Source organism: Phycisphaeraceae bacterium (assembly GCA_019636795.1).
In the GTDB taxonomy this organism is placed as follows: domain Bacteria; phylum Planctomycetota; class Phycisphaerae; order Phycisphaerales; family UBA1924; genus JAHBWW01.
On record JAHBWW010000003.1, the window covers coordinates 286,867 to 304,661 of the forward strand.

General features: G+C 62.6%; 18 protein-coding genes. 12 read left to right on the forward strand and 6 right to left on the reverse strand.

The window, feature by feature from the left end:
* Entirely contained in the window at positions 1 to 621 is a 621-nt protein-coding gene (locus tag KF757_07290; GenBank protein ID MBX3322779.1) for a hypothetical protein, read from the reverse strand.
* A 116-nt stretch (positions 622 to 737) separates the two neighbouring features.
* Between KF757_07290 and KF757_07295 the strand changes: the two genes are divergently transcribed.
* From KF757_07295 to KF757_07345, 11 genes are all read left to right on the forward strand, one after another.
* A complete protein-coding gene (locus tag KF757_07295) occupies positions 738 to 1,724 on the forward strand; it encodes a zinc ABC transporter substrate-binding protein (GenBank protein ID MBX3322780.1) in 987 nt (328 codons plus the stop codon).
* A complete protein-coding gene (locus KF757_07300; protein ID MBX3322781.1) occupies positions 1,721 to 2,527 on the forward strand; it encodes a metal ABC transporter ATP-binding protein in 807 nt (268 codons plus the stop codon). The genes KF757_07295 and KF757_07300 overlap by 4 nt, the downstream gene beginning before the upstream one ends.
* The gene (locus KF757_07305) at positions 2,514 to 3,386 is read left to right on the forward strand and encodes a metal ABC transporter permease (GenBank protein ID MBX3322782.1); all 873 of its coding nucleotides are present in this window, start codon (positions 2,514 to 2,516) and stop codon (positions 3,384 to 3,386) included. The genes KF757_07300 and KF757_07305 overlap by 14 nt, the downstream gene beginning before the upstream one ends.
* A 21-nt stretch (positions 3,387 to 3,407) precedes the next feature.
* Positions 3,408 to 4,430, forward strand: a complete 1,023-nt coding sequence (locus KF757_07310; GenBank protein ID MBX3322783.1) for a threo-3-hydroxy-L-aspartate ammonia-lyase — start codon at positions 3,408 to 3,410, stop codon at positions 4,428 to 4,430.
* 18 nt (positions 4,431 to 4,448) lie between these two features.
* Entirely contained in the window at positions 4,449 to 5,312 is an 864-nt protein-coding gene (gene lpxA, locus KF757_07315) for an acyl-ACP--UDP-N-acetylglucosamine O-acyltransferase (protein MBX3322784.1), read from the forward strand.
* On the forward strand, positions 5,309 to 6,220 hold the full coding sequence (locus KF757_07320; protein MBX3322785.1) for an MBL fold metallo-hydrolase: 912 nt from the start codon (positions 5,309 to 5,311) through the stop codon (positions 6,218 to 6,220). Before lpxA ends, KF757_07320 begins: the two co-directional genes overlap by 4 nt.
* A complete protein-coding gene (locus tag KF757_07325) occupies positions 6,217 to 7,032 on the forward strand; it encodes a methyltransferase domain-containing protein (GenBank protein ID MBX3322786.1) in 816 nt (271 codons plus the stop codon). Before KF757_07320 ends, KF757_07325 begins: the two co-directional genes overlap by 4 nt.
* Entirely contained in the window at positions 7,025 to 7,444 is a 420-nt protein-coding gene (rsfS, locus tag KF757_07330; GenBank protein ID MBX3322787.1) for a ribosome silencing factor, read from the forward strand. Before KF757_07325 ends, rsfS begins: the two co-directional genes overlap by 8 nt.
* Entirely contained in the window at positions 7,441 to 8,595 is a 1,155-nt protein-coding gene (locus tag KF757_07335; protein ID MBX3322788.1) for a 3-dehydroquinate synthase, read from the forward strand. The genes rsfS and KF757_07335 overlap by 4 nt, the downstream gene beginning before the upstream one ends.
* Before the next feature lie 121 nt (positions 8,596 to 8,716).
* Positions 8,717 to 9,721, forward strand: coding sequence for a ParA family protein (locus KF757_07340; protein MBX3322789.1), 1,005 nt, complete (start codon positions 8,717 to 8,719; stop codon positions 9,719 to 9,721).
* 85 nt (positions 9,722 to 9,806) lie between these two features.
* The gene (locus tag KF757_07345) at positions 9,807 to 11,030 is read left to right on the forward strand and encodes a hypothetical protein (protein ID MBX3322790.1); all 1,224 of its coding nucleotides are present in this window, start codon (positions 9,807 to 9,809) and stop codon (positions 11,028 to 11,030) included.
* Between the two features lie 5 nt (positions 11,031 to 11,035).
* Here the strand turns inward: KF757_07345 and KF757_07350 are convergent, their stop codons facing one another.
* The 5 genes from KF757_07350 to KF757_07370 form a co-directional block, all read right to left on the reverse strand.
* The gene (locus KF757_07350) at positions 11,036 to 13,384 is read right to left on the reverse strand and encodes a UvrD-helicase domain-containing protein (GenBank protein MBX3322791.1); all 2,349 of its coding nucleotides are present in this window, start codon (positions 13,382 to 13,384) and stop codon (positions 11,036 to 11,038) included.
* Positions 13,385 to 13,518: 134 nt separating this feature from the next.
* Positions 13,519 to 14,307 (reverse strand): hypothetical protein, encoded by a 789-nt coding sequence (locus tag KF757_07355; GenBank protein ID MBX3322792.1) that lies wholly within the window; start codon positions 14,305 to 14,307, stop codon positions 13,519 to 13,521.
* Between the two features lie 369 nt (positions 14,308 to 14,676).
* Positions 14,677 to 15,423 carry a 1-acyl-sn-glycerol-3-phosphate acyltransferase gene (locus KF757_07360; protein MBX3322793.1) on the reverse strand — a complete coding sequence of 249 codons (747 nt, stop codon included), beginning with the start codon at positions 15,421 to 15,423 and terminating at the stop codon, positions 14,677 to 14,679.
* Between the two features lie 7 nt (positions 15,424 to 15,430).
* On the reverse strand, positions 15,431 to 16,177 hold the full coding sequence (gene cmk, locus KF757_07365) for a (d)CMP kinase (protein ID MBX3322794.1): 747 nt from the start codon (positions 16,175 to 16,177) through the stop codon (positions 15,431 to 15,433).
* Between the two features lie 64 nt (positions 16,178 to 16,241).
* Positions 16,242 to 17,096: a TIM barrel protein gene (locus tag KF757_07370; protein ID MBX3322795.1), complete on the reverse strand. Its 855-nt coding sequence runs from the start codon at positions 17,094 to 17,096 to the stop codon at positions 16,242 to 16,244.
* A gap of 298 nt (positions 17,097 to 17,394) precedes the next feature.
* Here KF757_07370 and gcvH point away from each other — a divergent pair, with 298 nt between their 5' ends.
* Complete coding sequence (gcvH, locus tag KF757_07375) at positions 17,395 to 17,772, forward strand: glycine cleavage system protein GcvH (GenBank protein ID MBX3322796.1); 378 nt, start codon at positions 17,395 to 17,397, stop codon at positions 17,770 to 17,772.
* The last annotated feature ends 23 nt before the right edge of the window (positions 17,773 to 17,795 follow it).

The window sequence follows — 17,795 nt, forward strand, 5'->3', positions numbered from 1 at the left end:
CTACCACCGCTTCGTTTCGTAGTCGTTGGTCCAGACGATTTCACCGTCGCTGAAGCGCACAAGTTCGAATGTCATGAGGTAGTAGTTCGTCGACCCGCGCGAGATCCGATACATGGTGCCATTGAGCAGCATCGTGTCGTCCGGGTGCACGCGAGGATTGAGCACCCGTCCCTGTGCGTCTTTGGGGAACATGTCGTCACCGAGTTCAACCGTCTGCAACTCTTCGAGCCTTTGTCGACTCGTCAGGAACCGGAACCGCTCGTTGAATGTCCGGCTTTGCATCAGGCGGTTCTTCATGCGCTCACGCACCACTTCGAAATCGTTGGTGCTCACGATCCCGGTCTTGTTGACGATGTCGCCAAAGAGGATTGTTGTGCGAGGCGTGTAGCGCGGCGCGAGGGTCGGCGTCGCTTCCAGGTCACGCATCAGCCCCTGCGACAACTGATCGCTGTAGGTGATGAAGTCCGAGACCATCGGCCTCGAATCGGCAGCCTCGGGCGGCGTCGTGTGGCTCGGTTCAACCCGGCCCCCACGATTGCCCCGCGGCGGCTGGCTCTGACACCCAAGTTCCGCACCGAGTAACAACGCTCCGAGCATCATCGCACCAGTTGTTCGCATCATGATCGTCCTCCTTGGCGGCAAGCCGCACATTGAGCATCGGAATCGTACCGCGTGCATTGCAGGAATCCTGACGCGAGGCTTTGAACTCGGGTGCTTGAGCGGGCGTATTATTGCAAATGCGTTCGCGATTGCAGCATCTCGGGCGAGCAACCGTAGTCCTGGCGACCATGCTCGCTGCTTTTGTATTGGTGGGCTGTGGCAAGCCTTCGGGTGAACAACCCGAGCCGTTGACGCGCGTTGTCACCACGATCCCTGCACTTGCCGGCTTGGTCGGGCCACTGCTGCCCGAATCCGTCTCGTGTGAATCCCTGCTCTCGCCGGGGCAGTCAATTCACGGCCACCGTATGTCCGCATCACAGATCGCCCGCGCCAGCAGCGCTCAGATCATCTTCGGCATCGGGTTGGGTCTCGAAGAGGGCGCCCTCGAGTACTTTGAACGCACCGCACGCCCGACGCAGCGTGTGCTCGCCTTTGCCACACTCGTCGGTATCGAGTCGAGTCATGCCCACACACACGCCCACAATCACAACCCCGATGATCCTGAAGACGCTTGTATCGACGAGCACGGCCTGAACCCGCACCTCTGGCTCGATGTGCAGCAATGTCTGCTCTTTGTCGAGGCGGCGGGCGAAGCACTTTCGGAGTACGCGGCTGACGAAACTCTCGCTCGCGACATCCGCGCCAGAACGATCACCATGCTTGAACGCATCCGTGCTATCGATGCCGAATATGCCGCTGCGCTCGCTCCTCATCGCGGACGCGCGATTCTGACACAACACGCTGCCTTCGCACCGCTGCTTGATCGCTATGGCCTGCGCGAGATCGCCATTCACCGCACCGGAGGCGAAACAAGCCCGACACCCGGCGAGGTCGCAGCCGCAGTGCGCACCTTGACTGAGAACAAGGTCGCAGCGATCTTCGTTGAGCCTCAAATGTCCGATGCCTTTGCCCGGCGCCTCGCTGCCGACACACGCCTGCCGATCGGCACGCTCGACCCGCTCGGGCGCGGCGACTGGTTCGAACTGATGCGCACGAACCTTGCCCAACTCGTCGAGGCACTCAACCGCTCGCCGGTGCCCGCTCCGGGCGAGGGTGCTCCATGAGCGTGATCGAAATCGCTGACCTTTCATTTCGCTATCCCGGCAGCGATGAAGACGCGCTGAGCAACATCTGCCTTCGCGTCGAACCGGGCGAAAAACTCGGTATTCTCGGGCCCAATGGCGGAGGAAAGAGCACGCTGCTCAAGATCATCCTCGGCTTGTTCCCGTGTCAGCGCGGCACGGTGCTCATCCATGGCCAGTCTCCCGAGCACGCCCGCCGCGCCGGCTTGGTTGGGTATCTGCCACAGCGCATCGAAGCCGCGCTCGACGCGCCGATCTCGGTGCGACAGGTTGTCGAACTCGCAGCGATGCAGGACATTTCGCCGTTCGCACGAATTCCGCCCGAACGCCGGCAGCATGTTGATCGCGTGTTCGAACTGCTCGGAGTCTTCGATCTGGCGTCGCGGCCGGTGCGTGCGCTCTCGGGTGGGCAGTTGCAGCGGATCATGATCGCAAGAGCACTGGCGCGCAAGCCGAAGCTGCTCATTCTCGACGAACCCACCGTCGGGATCGACGTGCGCGGCCAGCAGCAGTTTGCCACACTGCTCTCAACGCTCCATTCGGAACTCGGGCTCACCACGCTCATCGTCAGCCACGAACTGCGCACCGTGGTCGCAGGTTCCGACCGCATCGCCTGCCTGGCGCGCACAATGCACTTCCACGGCACCGCGAGCGGCCTGACGCCGGAAATCCTCGCGCAGGTTTTTCGTCACGACGTGGAAGCCCTCGTCCCCTCAACTGGCGCGAAGGTCGGTGACACCAGCAAACCGCACACACACGACGGAGGGTGCTGTGCACACGATTGAGTTCCTCACCAACCCCGCACTCGCTTCGCTGTTCTGGCCCGGAGTTCTGACCGCCATTCTGATCGCCATCGTCGGTGGCTCACTCAGTTGGCTCGTCGTAGTCAAGAGACTCTCGTTCATCGGGCAAGGGATCAGTCACTCGGCATTCGGAGGCGTCGGGCTCGCACTCGTTCTCGGCCTCGGAGGCGCCACCACCGGCGCGAGCCTGGCTTCATTGCTGGTCGTTCTGGCGTTTGCCATCGCATCGGCCATCGGCATCTCTGCCCTCACCGACAAGCGCTATGCCAACTCTGATGTCGCCATCGGCATCGTCCTGAGCATCACCATGGCGCTTGGATTCCTGCTCCACCACCGGGCGCAACTCATCGCGTCAGCAGCTGGCCGATTTCCTCCACCATCACTCGAACAGGTTCTCTTTGGCTCCATCACCACCATCGGGTGGGCAGATTTTGCCACGGCTGCACTGGCAAGTCTCGCAGTCCTGGGGGTCACATGGTGGTACCGACGTGCCATCATCTTCTGGATGTTTGATGAATCGACCGCACCGGCATTCGGCGTCCCGGCAGATCGCATCCGCGTTCTCGTGCTCATTCTGCTCGCGACGGTCGTTGTCGTCACCATGAAACTCGCGGGTGTTGTCCTCGCGACAGCGGTGCTTGTCCTCCCGGCCGCTGCCGCGATGAAACTCAGTCTCCGACTTGGCATCGTCATCGTCTGGTCCATCACCCTGACACTTGTCGCCGCGATGGTTGGGCTTGTCGCTGCGTTCGAGTTCGACATCCAGCCCGGACCTGCCATCGTGCTGGCCCTTGGGGTTGCCTACGGCCTGGCGCACTTTTTCGGCCCTGCACGCGGCTAGCACCACTATATCATCGCACGCATGCACGACACGGCACCCGATTTTTCCCTTTGCGATTTCGTCACTCCCGCGCACATCGAGCGTGCCGCCGCTCGCCTTGCGGGTGTCGCACGCCGCACTCCGGTGCACACCTCCTCGACCCTCGATGCCCTCACGGGCGCGCGTGTCTGGCTCAAGTGTGAGAACTTTCAGCGTGTCGGCGCGTTCAAGTTTCGCGGAGCATACAACGCCTTGGCCAACCTCGAATCGGGCGGGGTACTGGCCTATTCATCGGGCAATCACGCGCAGGCCATCGCGCTCGCTGCAGCGCTGCTCGGGCGATTGGCGGTCATCGTCATGCCCGACAATGCGCCAGCGATCAAGATGGCAGCCACCCGCGCCTACCTCGACCGTGCGCCTCATGGCAGTCGCATCGTCCTCTATAACCCCAAGACCGAATCGCGCGAAGACCTCGGCCGTCGCATCGCCTCCGATGAAAATCTCACCATCATTCCGCCATACGACCATCCCGATGTCATCGCCGGACAAGGCACTGCTGCCCGCGAACTCTTCGAAGAAACCGGCTCGCTCGATACACTATTGGTCTGCTGTGGCGGAGGCGGTCTCCTGAGCGGGTGCGCCATCGCTGCATCTGCTGCCTCGCCCGACTGTCGAGTCATCGGAGTCGAGCCGGCACTGGCCGACGATGCCACACGCTCCTTCAAGACCCGTATGCTCGCGACCGTCTCGAACCCGCCGACGATTGCCGACGGTGCCCGTACGCCCTCGCTCGGACGCTACACATTTCCGCTGGTTTTGACTCACGTCGCCGACATGATGACCGTCGACGAGGCCGAGATTGCCCGTGCAACCCTCTTCGCCTTTGAACGGCTCAAACTCGTCATCGAACCGACCGGGGCCCTCGCACTGGCCGGTCTCCTGCAACGTGCCCGCGCGGGTCAGACCGAAGGCCAACGCATCGGCATCATCATCAGCGGCGGTAACATCGACCCGAGTTTCCTTTCCACCCTACTGACCCTCGCCCAAACGCCGTCTGCACGATGAAACGCATATCATCGCCCCATGGCATTTGTGCATCCAACAGCCTCAATCGGCAGTGATGTCGAACTCGGCAACAACGTTCATGTCGGCCCCGCGTGCAACCTCGAAGGTCGCGTCCGCCTCGGCGATGACGTACACCTTGTCGGCAACGTTTATCTCCGTGGGCCCCTGACCATCGGCCCCGGCACCACCATCTACCCCTTCGCCTGCATCGGTTTCCCCGGACAGGATGTCAAGTTCAAGATCGGCGACCCGACGCCCGGCGTTGTCATCGGCCGAAACTGCACCCTCCGCGAGCACGTCACGATCCACGCCGCTACGCACGCCACACTCCCCACAACCATCGGCGACCGCGTCTTCATGATGGTCAACAGCCACGCCGGGCATGATGCACAAGTCGGTTCCGATGTCGTCTTCGTCAACAACGCAAGCCTCGGCGGGCACTCGATCATTGCCGATCGCGTTACACTCTCGGGCCACTCCGCCGTGCACCAGTTCGTACGCGTTGGTCGCCTCGCATTCATCTCGGGGTGTCTGGGTGTCAGTTGCGATGTGCCGCCCTTCTGCGTCGCGTACGACACCAATCGCATTGCCTCGATCAATCGCATCGGCATGCGCCGGGCGGGAATGTCGGTCGATGAGATCACCGCGACTCGACGTGCCTTTCGCGCTGTCTTCCGCCGCGTTGTCAGCCGTACCGAAATGCTCGCGACGCTCGACGCACTGGCTGCTTCGAGCCCCGCTGTCGCAGAGATCGCCGAGTTTGTCCGCACCGCCAAGCGCCCGATCTGTGGCGGCCCCGGCAAGCCATCTCGCCGCAACGCCACTGATACACCCCGCGATCAGGCCGAACCTGCGCCCGAACCACAACTCAATCAGGCATGACACAGCCCAACGCGACAGCCGCAGTCCCCCGATCGCTCCCATCACAGGCGCTCGGCGTCTTGTGCGTTCTGGCTAGTGGTTCACGTGGCAACTGCTCTGTCCTCGTCGTCCCTGAAGGCGGGACGCGACGCATCATCCTCATCGACGCAGGACTCAGCCCACGCCGCACCTTCGCCCTCCTCCGCGAGCGACACATCGACCCATGGGAGGTTGACGCCATCCTCTTCACGCACCTCGACAGCGACCATGCCCACCTCGGCTGGTCCAAGGTATCTCGCCTTCGCGCGCCCTTCTATATCCACTCCTCGCATCGCGGCCGCGCCGAACGCATGGGCCTGTGCTCCCGCGCCACCGAAGTCTTTCGCGAATCCTTCACTATCGGCTCAGGCATTCGAGTCGATCCAGAACTGCTCGCGCACGACAGTCTGGGCGTCGTCGCCTTCCGCTTTGACATCACCAGCGACGAGCCAAACCGCTCGGCCCGTGTCGGGTTCGCCACCGATGTCGGCCGCCCCACAGCAGAACTCATCGACCACCTGCGCGATTCGGATGTTCTGGCTCTCGAATCTAACTACTGCCCCGCGCTTCAGCGCGCCAGCAACCGTCCCGCGTTTCTCAAGCAGCGCATCATGGGTGGCTCGGGCCACCTGAGCAACGATCAATGTGTCGAAGTCGTCCACCGCATCGCGCCTCGACGCAGCCTCGTCTGCCTCCACCTTTCGCAGCAATGCAACCGACCGGACATCGTCCGTTCGCTGCATGCTTCAGCCGCATATGACCTGACCATCGCCGACCAGTTCCGCCCCACGCCATGGATTGACATTCAGCCTCGGAGCACACCCCTGGCACCGATTGTCAAGACCGCCCGGCCCCAACTCGCGCTCTGGGCCACCGGAGGCACAACGTGAGTGCGCACCGTGCTATTGACACCACACGCAAGCCCGTTCGCCTGGGCGACGCGCACGCTCGCAAACGCTCGCGCGCCCGCGAGCACGCACGGTCTCACATCGCTGCATTCCTCCGCAAACTCGCCTACCTCGTCGGCATCCGCAAGTCGATCGTCGTTCAAGGCGTTCGCTATCACGAACGTGACCAGACACCCATCCGCCGCGCTCTGGCCCCGCGAGGCCCTGGGCACAAGGAATACAGCGTGCGCTTTGCCGACAACGCTCGCATGCGCATCCGCTGCACTGCAGACCGCATCTATTCCGACCTCATGCACGACCCGCGGCTCGAAGTCTACGAACTGGCCGTCTCGCGCGTTCGTCCCGGCCAGCGCGTGCTCGAGATCAACTGCGGCACCGGCGCAGGATCGCAACGCCTTGCTCGCGCCGTCGGGACCTCCGGAGCTGTCGTCGCCATCGACCGCGATCGAGAATCAATTCGATTCGCACGCCGCCGCTATGCCGCGCCCAATCTCGCATTCGAAATCGGCACCAGCGAATCGCTCCACGGCGAACTCGATGGAGCCTTCGACGCCTGTTTCGTCTGCACACGCTCGGCAGTCGACTTCTCCGAGATCTGGCGATGCCTCGCTCCAGGCGGGACCATGCTTCTCTGGCCCGACCCGGCACTCTTGCCCGATCTTCCGGGCATCGATCGCAGCCTGCGCATCGCGGACGTTACGATTGCAAACTCCGCACGCCTCATCACGCGCGAAGAAGCGCCAGCACACCCACGCCACAAAACCCGAACGGAGGATTCCGACCACGATGGATGATCAGCAACCAGAATCTGTGTTCTTTCCCGATCGAAGCACCGCCGACCCCGAGGTCGCACGCGATTTTGCCATTGAAGCCGCACAACTGCTTCACGACGACAAATGCGAACACGTCATCATTCTTGACGTCCGCCAACTCAGCCGCATCACCGACTTCATCGTCATCGGCTCGGGCACCTCGCAACGGCAGATGGGTTCGGCCCTCGATCACGTCACCGATCTTGCTCGCGACAAGGGATTCGACCGACACCGCACCAACCGCGACGATCAGAGCCTCTGGCTTCTGGCCGACTTTGTCGATGTCGTCGTGCACCTCTTCGAACCCAACACCCGAGCCCACTACGACCTCGAAATGCTCTGGGGCGACGCGCCCCGCATCACATGGGAGCCGCACGCGAGAACGCGCCCTTGAATCGCACCGTCCATGTCGATGTTGCCAGCGAGCCGTACGACGTGCTCATCGGCCATCACCTGCTCAAAGACGCAGGTGCTCTGATCACAGCGTGCCTCAATCTGCCCGCTCGCCGCGCGCTCATCGTCTGCGATGACAAGCTGCCCCGAGCGCTCCCCGCTGCGCTGGCCGGCTCGCTCACCCGCGCTTCGCTCGATGTCTCCACCATCTCGATCCATGCCAGCGAACCCGACAAGTCGCTCCACACCTTTGAACGCATCCTCATCGCAGCAGCCCAGGCTCGCCTCGATCGACACGACCTCATCGTTGCCCTCGGAGGCGGCATCGTCGGCGACATCGCCGGATTCGCCGCCGCCACACACCGCCGTGGCGTGCGCGTCGTTCAATGCCCCACCACGCTCCTCTCGATGGTCGATGCCTCTGTCGGAGGAAAGACCGGCGTCAACCTCAACGTTCATGGCTCACTCCTCAAGAACGCTGTCGGCTCGTTTCATCAGCCCATTCTCGTCCTGGCCTCCATCGACACCCTCGCATCCCTCGACGCGCGCGAGTTTCGATCGGGTCTGGCCGAATGCATCAAGCATGCCATGATCGCTCGCCCCTGGCAGGATCCTGATCTTTGGGACTGGACCGCCCGCTCCATCCCCGCACTCCTGGCTCACGACCCTGCCGCATTGCTTGAACTCATCGAGCGCAACGTCCGCATCAAGGCCCGCATCGTGGCCAGCGACGTGCGAGAAACGGCCCCAGATGGTGGGCGCGCCCTGCTCAACCTCGGCCACACCTTCGCTCACGCCATCGAAACTCTCGAACACCTCAGCCCAACCGAATCACTCGACGATGCCCCACTCCTGCACGGCGAAGCCGTCGCCTTGGGGCTCATCGCTGCCAGCGCGACCGCAGCCGCCCTCGGCCGCGTCGATCAAGATTTCGTCAAGACCGTCATCGACCTCGTCGCCCTTGCCGGCCTGCCTACTCAGGTTGCCGGACTGCCCGACCCGCAAGTCATCCTCCAGCGCATGGGCCACGACAAGAAATCCCTAGGCGGGCGCATGAGGCTCATCTTGCCGCACGCCCCAGGCGTATGTGCTGTGGAGACATCCCCCGACCCGGCTTGTATCTTACAGGGTATATCCACCCTGTCCCTGTAGTAAATTTTCCATTTTCAAGAGTTCGGATGAGCGAATCCGATAACCGAGTGGGTTGTTTGTTCAAACAGCCTCAACCCCGATGTGTGACTTCTCGGGTTCTTCACCGAAAGGGGTACTCGTCTTGAGGATCATTGCGATCATCAACCAAAAGGGCGGCTGTGGTAAGACAACCTCGGCCATCAGTCTCGCGTCCATCTTCGCCAAGCGGAACTTCCGCACGTTGCTTGTGGATCTCGATCCACAGGGGCATTGCGCCGCTGGTCTGGCCGTCCCCGAGTCGCGCATCGACCTCGACATCGGCGACGTCATGATGACCCCGCCCGACCGCCCCATAGACATCACCCGCCTCCTCTGGCGCGTTGCACGGAACCTCGACCTGGCACCAAGCCGCATGAAACTCGCAGGCCTCGAAGCCCCCAAGGGCGGGCTCATGGATGCGCATGACAAGGAATACTTCCTCACTCGTGCCATCGAACGCATCAATGAAGCCGTCGATCATGCCTACGACGTCTGCCTCATCGACTGCCCGCCTTCGATCGGCCTGCTCACCTACAACGCCTTGGCCGCTGCCAAGGAAGTCATTATTCCCGTCGAAACCAGTTACTTCAGCCTCCAGGGTGCCAGCCGGCAACTTGCCACCATCCGCTCGCTCACGCGCCGCCTGGGCATGCGGGTTCGTGCACGCTTGCTGCCCACCCTCCACGAACCCACCAGTACCCTCGCACGCGACCTCCTCGACGAACTCAAGCGCCTCTACCCCGGAAGCATCATTCCGCAGGTCATTCGCTTCGACGTCGCCCTCAAGGAAGCCACTTCATTCGGCCAACCCATCGACGACTACGCCCCAGATTCGCCGGGCGCGCAGGACTACACCGCTCTAGGCGAATGGCTCATCGAGCACGCCTGCATCGACCGCCAACTCGAACCCGATGAGTTCGACTCGGTCACCACCGACCAGCTCCAGTCCGCCATTGACGACATGATCGAACTGCGTCGTCCCACAGCCATCGATCTGACCGAAACCGTCGAACCGGACGCCTTGAGCGCAGAACCTGCGCCCCCGACACCCCAGACAAGGGCAGACGAGATCTATCTTCGGACACAGAACATGACTCGAAGGGCCTGAGAAGGTTGCCAACCCGAGGCGAAGTGGGAACACTGTGTCATGCGTGGGAGCGCTGATACACGCCGCAACCCGGGCTGAGGGCAACATGGAACATAATCCGACTCATCTAAATCGTGCCTTGCTCAACCGATTCGAGATCCCTCGCGATGCCGAGTGCGACGCGTTGGCCGATCTGTTTCTCGGTTCCGCATCTCCCGCGACCCCGCCCCCCGCTGCAAACACCAACACACTAGAACTTGTCGTTGCGCTCCACCTGACCGATGGCCGCGAACGATTCGCTGCCCATTGCCGGCGCCAAGCTGCGATCAATCAACTCCCCATCGGCTGCGTCGAGCATGTCGGTGCCGGGTGGGCTGCCAATCTCGTCGGTCCCGGATCAACCCCCTCACGCGGTCGCCGCGCCACCGTTGGCAAAGCCATCGCCCATATCGCCGCACATGCCGCCCGCGTCTGCGTCCTCCTCCCGGCTCACGACGAGGTCGGTTCGCTCATCGCCGGGCTGTCCGACCTCACACAACCTGCCGACCAGATCACCGTCCTGTGCTCCACCGACGAAGGGGAAATCGTCGCGTCCTACCGACAGATTAAGTCCATTGCCATCCTCTGCCCTAAACACATTTCACGACTGACGCTTGCAGTGATGGGGAAAGATCCCGAACGTTGCCGCTCGACCATCGACCGTATCGAGCGCACCGCCCGCCAGTTCCTCTCGCTCGAACTTCGGTGTACAGTGCTCGTGGAGGAAGAGCCCGTGTACACAGAGCAGCATTTCGACCCGCACGACCCGGCGCAGGTCTCCATCGACGCCTACGCCCCGGTCACGCCGCCACCGCATCAGCCCGCCGCGCCGCCCATCGCGCCACATGTGCCAGCACCGGCCCCTGCGCCTGCGCCGTACCACAATGCGTACAACCGCGGGGCCCCGACCGACCGAGGTCTCGAAGCCCTTGTCGGAGCTGTCACCGCGCTCGCCGTGCGCTGCCCCAGCGCACCCGAGGTCACCATCGCCGTTGACGCTGAAGGCCGCCTCCATGTCATCGCCGCCACCTTCGCAGGTCCAGGCTGGAACCCGAGTACGGACCCCGTAGCCGCATTGACTCTTGCCCGCGCTTTCGCGGCACGCCATCGCGGCGTTCTCTCGGCGCTGGATCCCCGCGTCACGCCAACCGCGGGCGCTCCCGAAGCCCATCTCGTCGTGAACCACTTTGCCGATGCCGCTCCCATTCTCGAGAGCGGCCTGCGACTTCACCTGGCCACCATCATCGAAGTTGACGGCCTGCGCCGCTTCGGTGCCTCGCCTCTGGCCTGAGCCACTCACCCATCGGCACGCTTCAGACGCGCATACTCCAGCACCAGCGTCTTGACGCCAACTTGCCGAAATCGAATCTGCGCCCGCGCGTTGCTCCCGCCCTGCACGCTGAGCACCTCGCCCAGCCCGAACTGCGGGTGCCGCACCAGCATCCCTGCCTTGAACCCCGACGCAGAAACCGTCGGCCTCGGTACCGCAGGCATGTCGCCAACGCTTCCTCCAGTTACTCCTCGCCGCGTCGCGCCCGATGACCACTCCTGTTCGCCAGTCTCATAGCCCCCGCCCATCTGGTCGCTCAGCCGAACCAGATCCTCCCCGATCTCCTCGATAAACCGGCTCGGGATCATGCGCTCGGTCACTCCGCGAATCGTGCGGTACCGCGCGCTGGTCATCAGCAGATGCTGCATCGCGCGCGTGATGCCCACGAACGCCAGCCGCCGCTCTTCTTCCATGTCCGAAGGCGACTCGGCCGCCCGGCTGTGCGGCAACATGCCCGTTTCAAGCCCGATCATCGCGGCGCATGCAAACTCGAGTCCCTTGGCCGCGTGCAGTGTCATCAGCGTCACCGCCCCCTGCTCCGGGTCCACCGCATCGGCATCGGCAACCAGCGCGACCGATTCAAGAAATGCCCGCAGCATCGCAAGCAGAGGCGGAGCGTCAGCCAGCACCGCCTGCGCCCCATCCCCGATCTCGAACTCCGCTGCGGGGTCCGCCGTCGGGTCGAACTCGTCCTCGAACGCCCGCGCCGAGGAGACCAGTTCAGACAGATTGTCCAGCCGCTCTTCGTCCGACGCCAACCCGCTCGCCTTGGCTTGGCCGTCGTAGTGCTTTTCGAGCCCCGACTCCTTGATGACACGTTCGACCAGATCGTGCAGCGTCCCCGCCACACTCGCGCCCATGAATGTTCCAGCGCCAGTCCAGCCGTCAATCAACTCTACAAACCGCCCGACCGCCGCACCAGCACGTTGCGTCAGTCCGGGCGTGTCCTGCACGCCCCGCATGGCTTCGAACAGCGGCACACGCAGCGCCGCACCCCGATCCTCAAGTGCCGCCAGCGTCGTCTTGCCGATCCCGCGGGCCGGAGTGTTGACAATCCGCCCGAGGGCCACATCGTCAGCCGGATTGGCGATCACGCGCAGATACGCCAGGGCGTGACGCACTTCCTCTCGCTCATAAAACGCCGTCCCGCGTGCGATCGTGTACGGGATCGCGCTCGTGCGCAGCGCGTCTTCGATGACACGCGACAGCGCGTTCGTGCGATAGAACACCGCCATCGACTTCCACGCGATCCCGTTCTCCGCGTGCAGGCGCAGAAAGTCCGCCACCACGTCGCCCTCGTGCCGCTCATCGCGACAGAGCACCACCGTCGGCTTCTCGCCCCCGGCGCGCGAGGTGAACAGCGGCTTGTCCTTGCGCTCGACGTTGTGCTTGATGAGCCGATCGGCCGCTGCCAGAATCGGCGCAGTCGATCGAAAGTTCTCGCCCAGCGCAATCGTCCTCGCGTTGGGATACCGCTCCTCGAACTCGAGGATGTTACTGATATCCGCACCGCGCCACGAATAGATCGCCTGATCCGGATCGCCCACGACGCAGATGTTGGGGTTGTTCTCGCCCGCCAGCGCACCCGCGATGAGAAACTGCGCATGGTTCGTGTCCTGATATTCATCGACCATCAGATACGACCAGCGCTGATTGCACGCGCGACGCACCTGGTCATTCTCGCGCAGCATCCTGGCCGTCAGCAGCAGCAGATCGTCGAAGTCGATCGCGCCCGCGCGCCGCATCGCCGTCTCGTAAGCCGTATAGATCTTCGCCACTTGCTTCGACGCAAAGTCCCCAGCCCCGGCCGTGTACGCCGATGCATCCATCAGGTCGTTCTTGGCCCGGCTGATCGCTGCACGCACCGACGCAACCGGCCAGTTCTTGGTCGTCAGTCCCAGATCTCCGATCACGCGCTTGACCACCGCTGTCTGATCGCTGGTGTCATAGATCGCAAAGTCCGACTTGAGCCCCGCGATGCCCGATTCCTCCGCGTGCCTCCGCAGCAATCGGGCGCACAACGCGTGAAACGTCATCACCGTCAGCCCGCGCATACTGCGCTCGCCAGCCCCCGCGAGCAGATGCTCGGCTCGCTCGCGCATCTCCCCGGCCGCCTTGTTCGTGAATGTCAGCGCACAGATCGACCACGGCGGCACGCCGATCCCCACGAGATACGCGATGCGACGGGTGATGACGCGCGTCTTGCCCGAGCCCGCAGCCGCAAGCACCAGCAGCGGCCCTTCGGTCGTGGTCACGGCCTCGCGTTGGGGTTCGGTCAGGTCCGCGAGCAGGTCGCGTTCGGGATTTCGGCTCAAGCTCTGGCTCACGCGCCGCACTGTAGCCGATTCGCGGTACACAAGTTTGCTCCCGGCATTCTTGTTCCAGGTCGGGGCCCAAGGCCCCCGAGCATCGGTGCTTCACGACTTTGCCAAGACCTGCACATACCAACTCACAGGTCCGACACACTTTCCAGATGCATCACCGGCAGCCGATCAAGCCGAGGACGCACGCGCGGCGGCAGTGACACACTCATCACCTCCCCGCGCTCGATCGCGCACACGAGTTGAGGTTGGCCCGCTGCAAGACCGCCTTCGATTGGCAGCACCACATCGCGCACCGGACCGCCTCGCGCGAAATCAAACTGCCGATACACCTGATGCCGTGTCCCCACCCCGCTTGGCGCTAATTCCCCTTCGAGAGTCAGCATCGCCATCATCAGATCAAGAACATCGGCCAAATCATCCAAGTCCAGTTCGAACGATGTCGGCACAAGGTGAATCGCCGGGCTTGTCTCGAACAGCGGCACCCCCGGAGAAGGGACGTGCAGATCCCGCACGATCCCGCTTTCGAGCATCGCCGCAATCAGATCCGCCGGATGCTTCGCGACAAACTCCTCCGACACCACGCTGCACCCCCACCCGATCGTCTCGGCCTGACGAAGAGCGAGCTTCGCTTCATCCACCACCTCCAAAGCCTGCGGCGGCATCGGTTCGCCTGCCCAGATTTCGGATATCTCGATGCTTGCATCCTCAATGCTCTTGCCTGCGCGCACAAGTGCCGCAGGAATCTCCGCTGGTTCAATCTGCGATAACTCGCTCAGTGCGTGCAGATTCGCCTGGAGAGTGATAATCCCCGGCACCGCCCGACGCCAGCGCCCGCCCTCCCCCAAAGTTGGAAGTGCGACCGCGGACTGAGCAAACTCCGTCCACTTCCCGAGCAGCGCCGACCATGTCGCCATTCGACTCATGCCATGAGAATAGGTCACGGAACTCACCCGCTCGATTGGGGGAAAGGCGAGCGATTGTAGTGACAAATCAGAATTATTTTGTACTTGAACGTGAGCACACGTTGTGCCTGTCGCTTGTGAACTCGACATTCTGCCTTTTGGCCGCGATCGGGGAAGAGGAGAGCCCCCGTTCGCGGCAAGTGCCTGTGCTCCGGGAAACCGAAGTTTCAGGCGGGCAGCCACGCCCTCGCAGTGGGGTTTGGACCCGGTTTTTCGTGATCGCTTCGGCTGATCTGACTGACCCCGGCCCGGACACTCAAAGCGAGGTTACCCCAGCGGGCCGAGCGACCTTCCCCGTCGCTCGGCCTTTTTATGCGCTGTTTATGACCGATCCTGCGGCGTGTCCTGCTCAGCAACTAGCGTGTCATCGAGCGGAGGAAGTTGCATCTTCCTGCGCAACTCGGCACGCAACCTCACCGACTCGTCGCGTAGCCGAAGCATGGCTGCTTCCTGACCGTTTTGCATCAAATCATCATGTTCGATCGGCTCAGCGAACATGACCCAGACGCGAGAGCGAAACAAACGTGGCTTGCTTTGCCCGCGAGGCCAGGCGTCGTACGCGCCTTCGATCGCGAATGGCACGATCGGGCAGTGTGTGCGTTTAATAAGCAGGGCTGCGCCGCGCTTGAACTCCCCCACCCGGCCGGTTTCGGTGCGCGATCCTTCCGGAAAAATCAGGACCGCCTGATCCTTTTCGAGCAGTTCGATGACCGTTCGCATCGCAACCAGATCGCTGCCTTCTTCACTGACAGGCACCGAGTTGAGAAACGAGATGAGACGCCCGAAGAGCGTTGATTCGAACAGTCCCGCACGAGCAAGGAAGCAGATGCGACGTTTGGTGATGGCCGTGGCGACCATTGGCGGATCGAGATAGGACTGATGATTCCCCGCCAGCAGCACCGCGCCCCGACGCGGGATGCGATCAACATGAAGCCACCGCGCGCGAAAGAGCACACGCAGGGTCAGCCGTGCTGAAAAGAGCACGATCCAGTATCCCAGCGCACGCCACCAGGTGTCTTTGGGAACCTTTGGAACCGTGGGCACTGTGGATCGCGAAGTGTCGGCCATGAACGGCTTAGCCCTGCCTCAACGCGACAACCCGCTCGCGCACGGTGCTCTCGAGTCTCGCGATCACGCCCGGGATTTCCAGCGTCGATGTGTCGATGACGATCGCGTCCTCTGGGCAGATCAACGGTCCATCGTGCCGCGTCGAATCAATACGGTCTCGCTCGATGATCTCTTCGAGCAGCTGCGATTCATCGACCTCGCGACCATCGGCTCGCATCTGCTCGGCCCGACGGCGCGTACGAATCTCGGGCGAAGCGTCGAGATAGAACTTGATTGCTGCATCCGGGAAGACGATCGACCCCTGATCGCGGCCTTCGGTCACCAGACGCGGATGCTGCTCGGCGATGATGCGCTGCTTGCGGACCATGTGCTCACGCAGTTTGCCGATGGCGGCCACGACAGAGACCAGTGCCGTCACGTCCGCATCCCTGATTCGGGCGTCCATCGGCTGAAGCCACGCGAGCATGGTCGGCGGATCGGCAGTCCAGTCAAAGTGCAGATCGGCATCGACCACCACGCGGCAAAGCGTGTCGATGTCGGCTGGATCGATGCCGCGGTCGATCGCGATGGCGGTTGCTGCGCGGTACATCGCGCCGGTATCGAGAAAATCAAGCCCCAGGCGGTGGGCGAGTAATCGGGCGACAGTCGATTTCCCGGTTCCGGCCGGGCCGTCGATGGTGATGATGATCTGTTGATCGTCAGGCACACGCCACTCCGGTCGTAAGCGAGCCAGTTCAAGGATTGCTGTGGTCATGGTGCGTCACTCGCTCAAGCAGGTCCCGGGCTCTGTCAAGTGTACCAGATTTGTGCGCCGAGTGTCAGTCTTTCTCGAGCGCCCGCTCGACCGCATCCTCGATCGCGGTTCTGCTCGACAGCAACCCCTCAACAGGGTCTCCCGAACCCCGGTAGTCCAACCCCAGCGTGATGTCGAACCCGACCGAAATCACAGCCCCGATCAGCGGGTTCAGGTCAAACGCCTTGTGCACCGGCACGGATTCACTCAGCAAGTCATCAATACTCATCGGCTGATCGTCCGGACCCTCGATCGCTTCTTCAAAGTCCGAGGTAGAGGCGATCACGACTGCGGCGTACGGCGTGAGGCGGCGAAGATACGTCACCGCATCCCCCGAGTCGACGGCGCTGAGAAAGTCGGGAAGCGTTCCGACACGAAACCCCCCGACCCGCTTGATGAGGTCCGTCACACGGTCGGCCTTCTGCGTCAGACCCTTGTAGGGCGCGATCAGGAGATTGACTTCAAGTCTCTCGGCGTATTCCACAGCCTCGCGCAAGCGGTCAATCGCCCGTTCGAGGTTATCTTCAGTGTCATTGGCCTTGACGTGAATGGCTGCGCTGTTGCAACCCAGGACCTGGGCCGCTCGCAGCACTTGATGGGCGCGATTGACCGCTGCGGTGCCGAGGTCAAAGTCTTCGGTCGCAAACGGCAGAGGGTCGGGCTCGGCGAGCATGAGGCATGAACATGCGGCCTTGTCGGCGCGATCACGGAGCAGTTCCAGATCCGTTCTCGTCGAACCCTTGAGCAGGTCGGTCGACAGCGTCAGGCCGTTGAGCCCAAGAACATCGCGGGTAAACGCCGGAACATCCGGCAGTTTGAGTTTGGGAGACCTGCCGGTCAGGAGCGGGCGGATGGATTGGAGGCATAGGGAGAGCAGCATGGAGGGCGGCACTCTACACGCCCAATCGCCCGTTGGCCATCGGGAATGAACTTTTCAGTCCCAAAACCGTCGATGCTGCATCGGCCAGGCGGACGCCAGCGACATCAAAAAGTAGACGGTCGGGCCTGTACAGCGCCGACCGTCCGGAGGGGAGAAAGCAAAGGAGTCGAGTCCGACGCGCCAGAATACCAGAACCACCCCACTCTCGTCAAGCATCTATTTTGGACATTGCGCCCCTTGGCTTGATAGCATCATGCCTGTATTGATACTTTCCACTCCTTACAGGAATCCCCGCACCATGGCAACACCGGACGACCGACGTTACAGTTCTTCCCACGAATGGCACCGCGTCGAGGGCGATCTGGTCGCCATCGGGCTCACCCGCTATGCCGTCGACGCCCTGACCGACGTGACCTACGTCGAACTCAAGAAAGCCGGAACCCGAGTGGCATCAGGAGATTCCGTCGGGGAGGTCGAGTCGGTCAAGACGACCAGCGACGTGTATTCGGCCTTGGACGGCGAGATTGTGGCGGTCAATGGAGCGCTCGAATCGAGCCCGGGCCTGCTGAATGAAGATCCCTACGAACATTGGTTGGTGCGCATCAAGCCCGGCGATCTGGGCGGTCTGGCCGATCTCATGGATGCAGCAACATATGACCGTCAACACGCGGGCTAAAACCAGTCGGCGAATGGCGGCCC

What these genes read in the sequence shown, in the direction of transcription:
- KF757_07290 (MBX3322779.1), bottom strand. Translation starts at nt 621, where the DNA reads ATGATGCGAACAACTGGTGCGATGATGCTCGGAGCGTTGTTACTCGGT.
- KF757_07295 (MBX3322780.1), top strand. Translation starts at nt 738, where the DNA reads ATGCGTTCGCGATTGCAGCATCTCGGGCGAGCAACCGTAGTCCTGGCG.
- KF757_07300 (MBX3322781.1), top strand. Translation starts at nt 1,721, where the DNA reads ATGAGCGTGATCGAAATCGCTGACCTTTCATTTCGCTATCCCGGCAGC.
- KF757_07310 (MBX3322783.1), top strand. Translation starts at nt 3,408, where the DNA reads ATGCACGACACGGCACCCGATTTTTCCCTTTGCGATTTCGTCACTCCC.
- lpxA (MBX3322784.1), top strand. Translation starts at nt 4,449, where the DNA reads ATGGCATTTGTGCATCCAACAGCCTCAATCGGCAGTGATGTCGAACTC.
- KF757_07320 (MBX3322785.1), top strand. Translation starts at nt 5,309, where the DNA reads ATGACACAGCCCAACGCGACAGCCGCAGTCCCCCGATCGCTCCCATCA.
- rsfS (MBX3322787.1), top strand. Translation starts at nt 7,025, where the DNA reads ATGGATGATCAGCAACCAGAATCTGTGTTCTTTCCCGATCGAAGCACC.
- KF757_07345 (MBX3322790.1), top strand. Translation starts at nt 9,807, where the DNA reads ATGGAACATAATCCGACTCATCTAAATCGTGCCTTGCTCAACCGATTC.
- KF757_07355 (MBX3322792.1), bottom strand. Translation starts at nt 14,307, where the DNA reads ATGGCGACATGGTCGGCGCTGCTCGGGAAGTGGACGGAGTTTGCTCAG.
- KF757_07360 (MBX3322793.1), bottom strand. Translation starts at nt 15,423, where the DNA reads ATGGCCGACACTTCGCGATCCACAGTGCCCACGGTTCCAAAGGTTCCC.
- cmk (MBX3322794.1), bottom strand. Translation starts at nt 16,177, where the DNA reads ATGACCACAGCAATCCTTGAACTGGCTCGCTTACGACCGGAGTGGCGT.
- KF757_07370 (MBX3322795.1), bottom strand. Translation starts at nt 17,096, where the DNA reads ATGCTGCTCTCCCTATGCCTCCAATCCATCCGCCCGCTCCTGACCGGC.
- gcvH (MBX3322796.1), top strand. Translation starts at nt 17,395, where the DNA reads ATGGCAACACCGGACGACCGACGTTACAGTTCTTCCCACGAATGGCAC.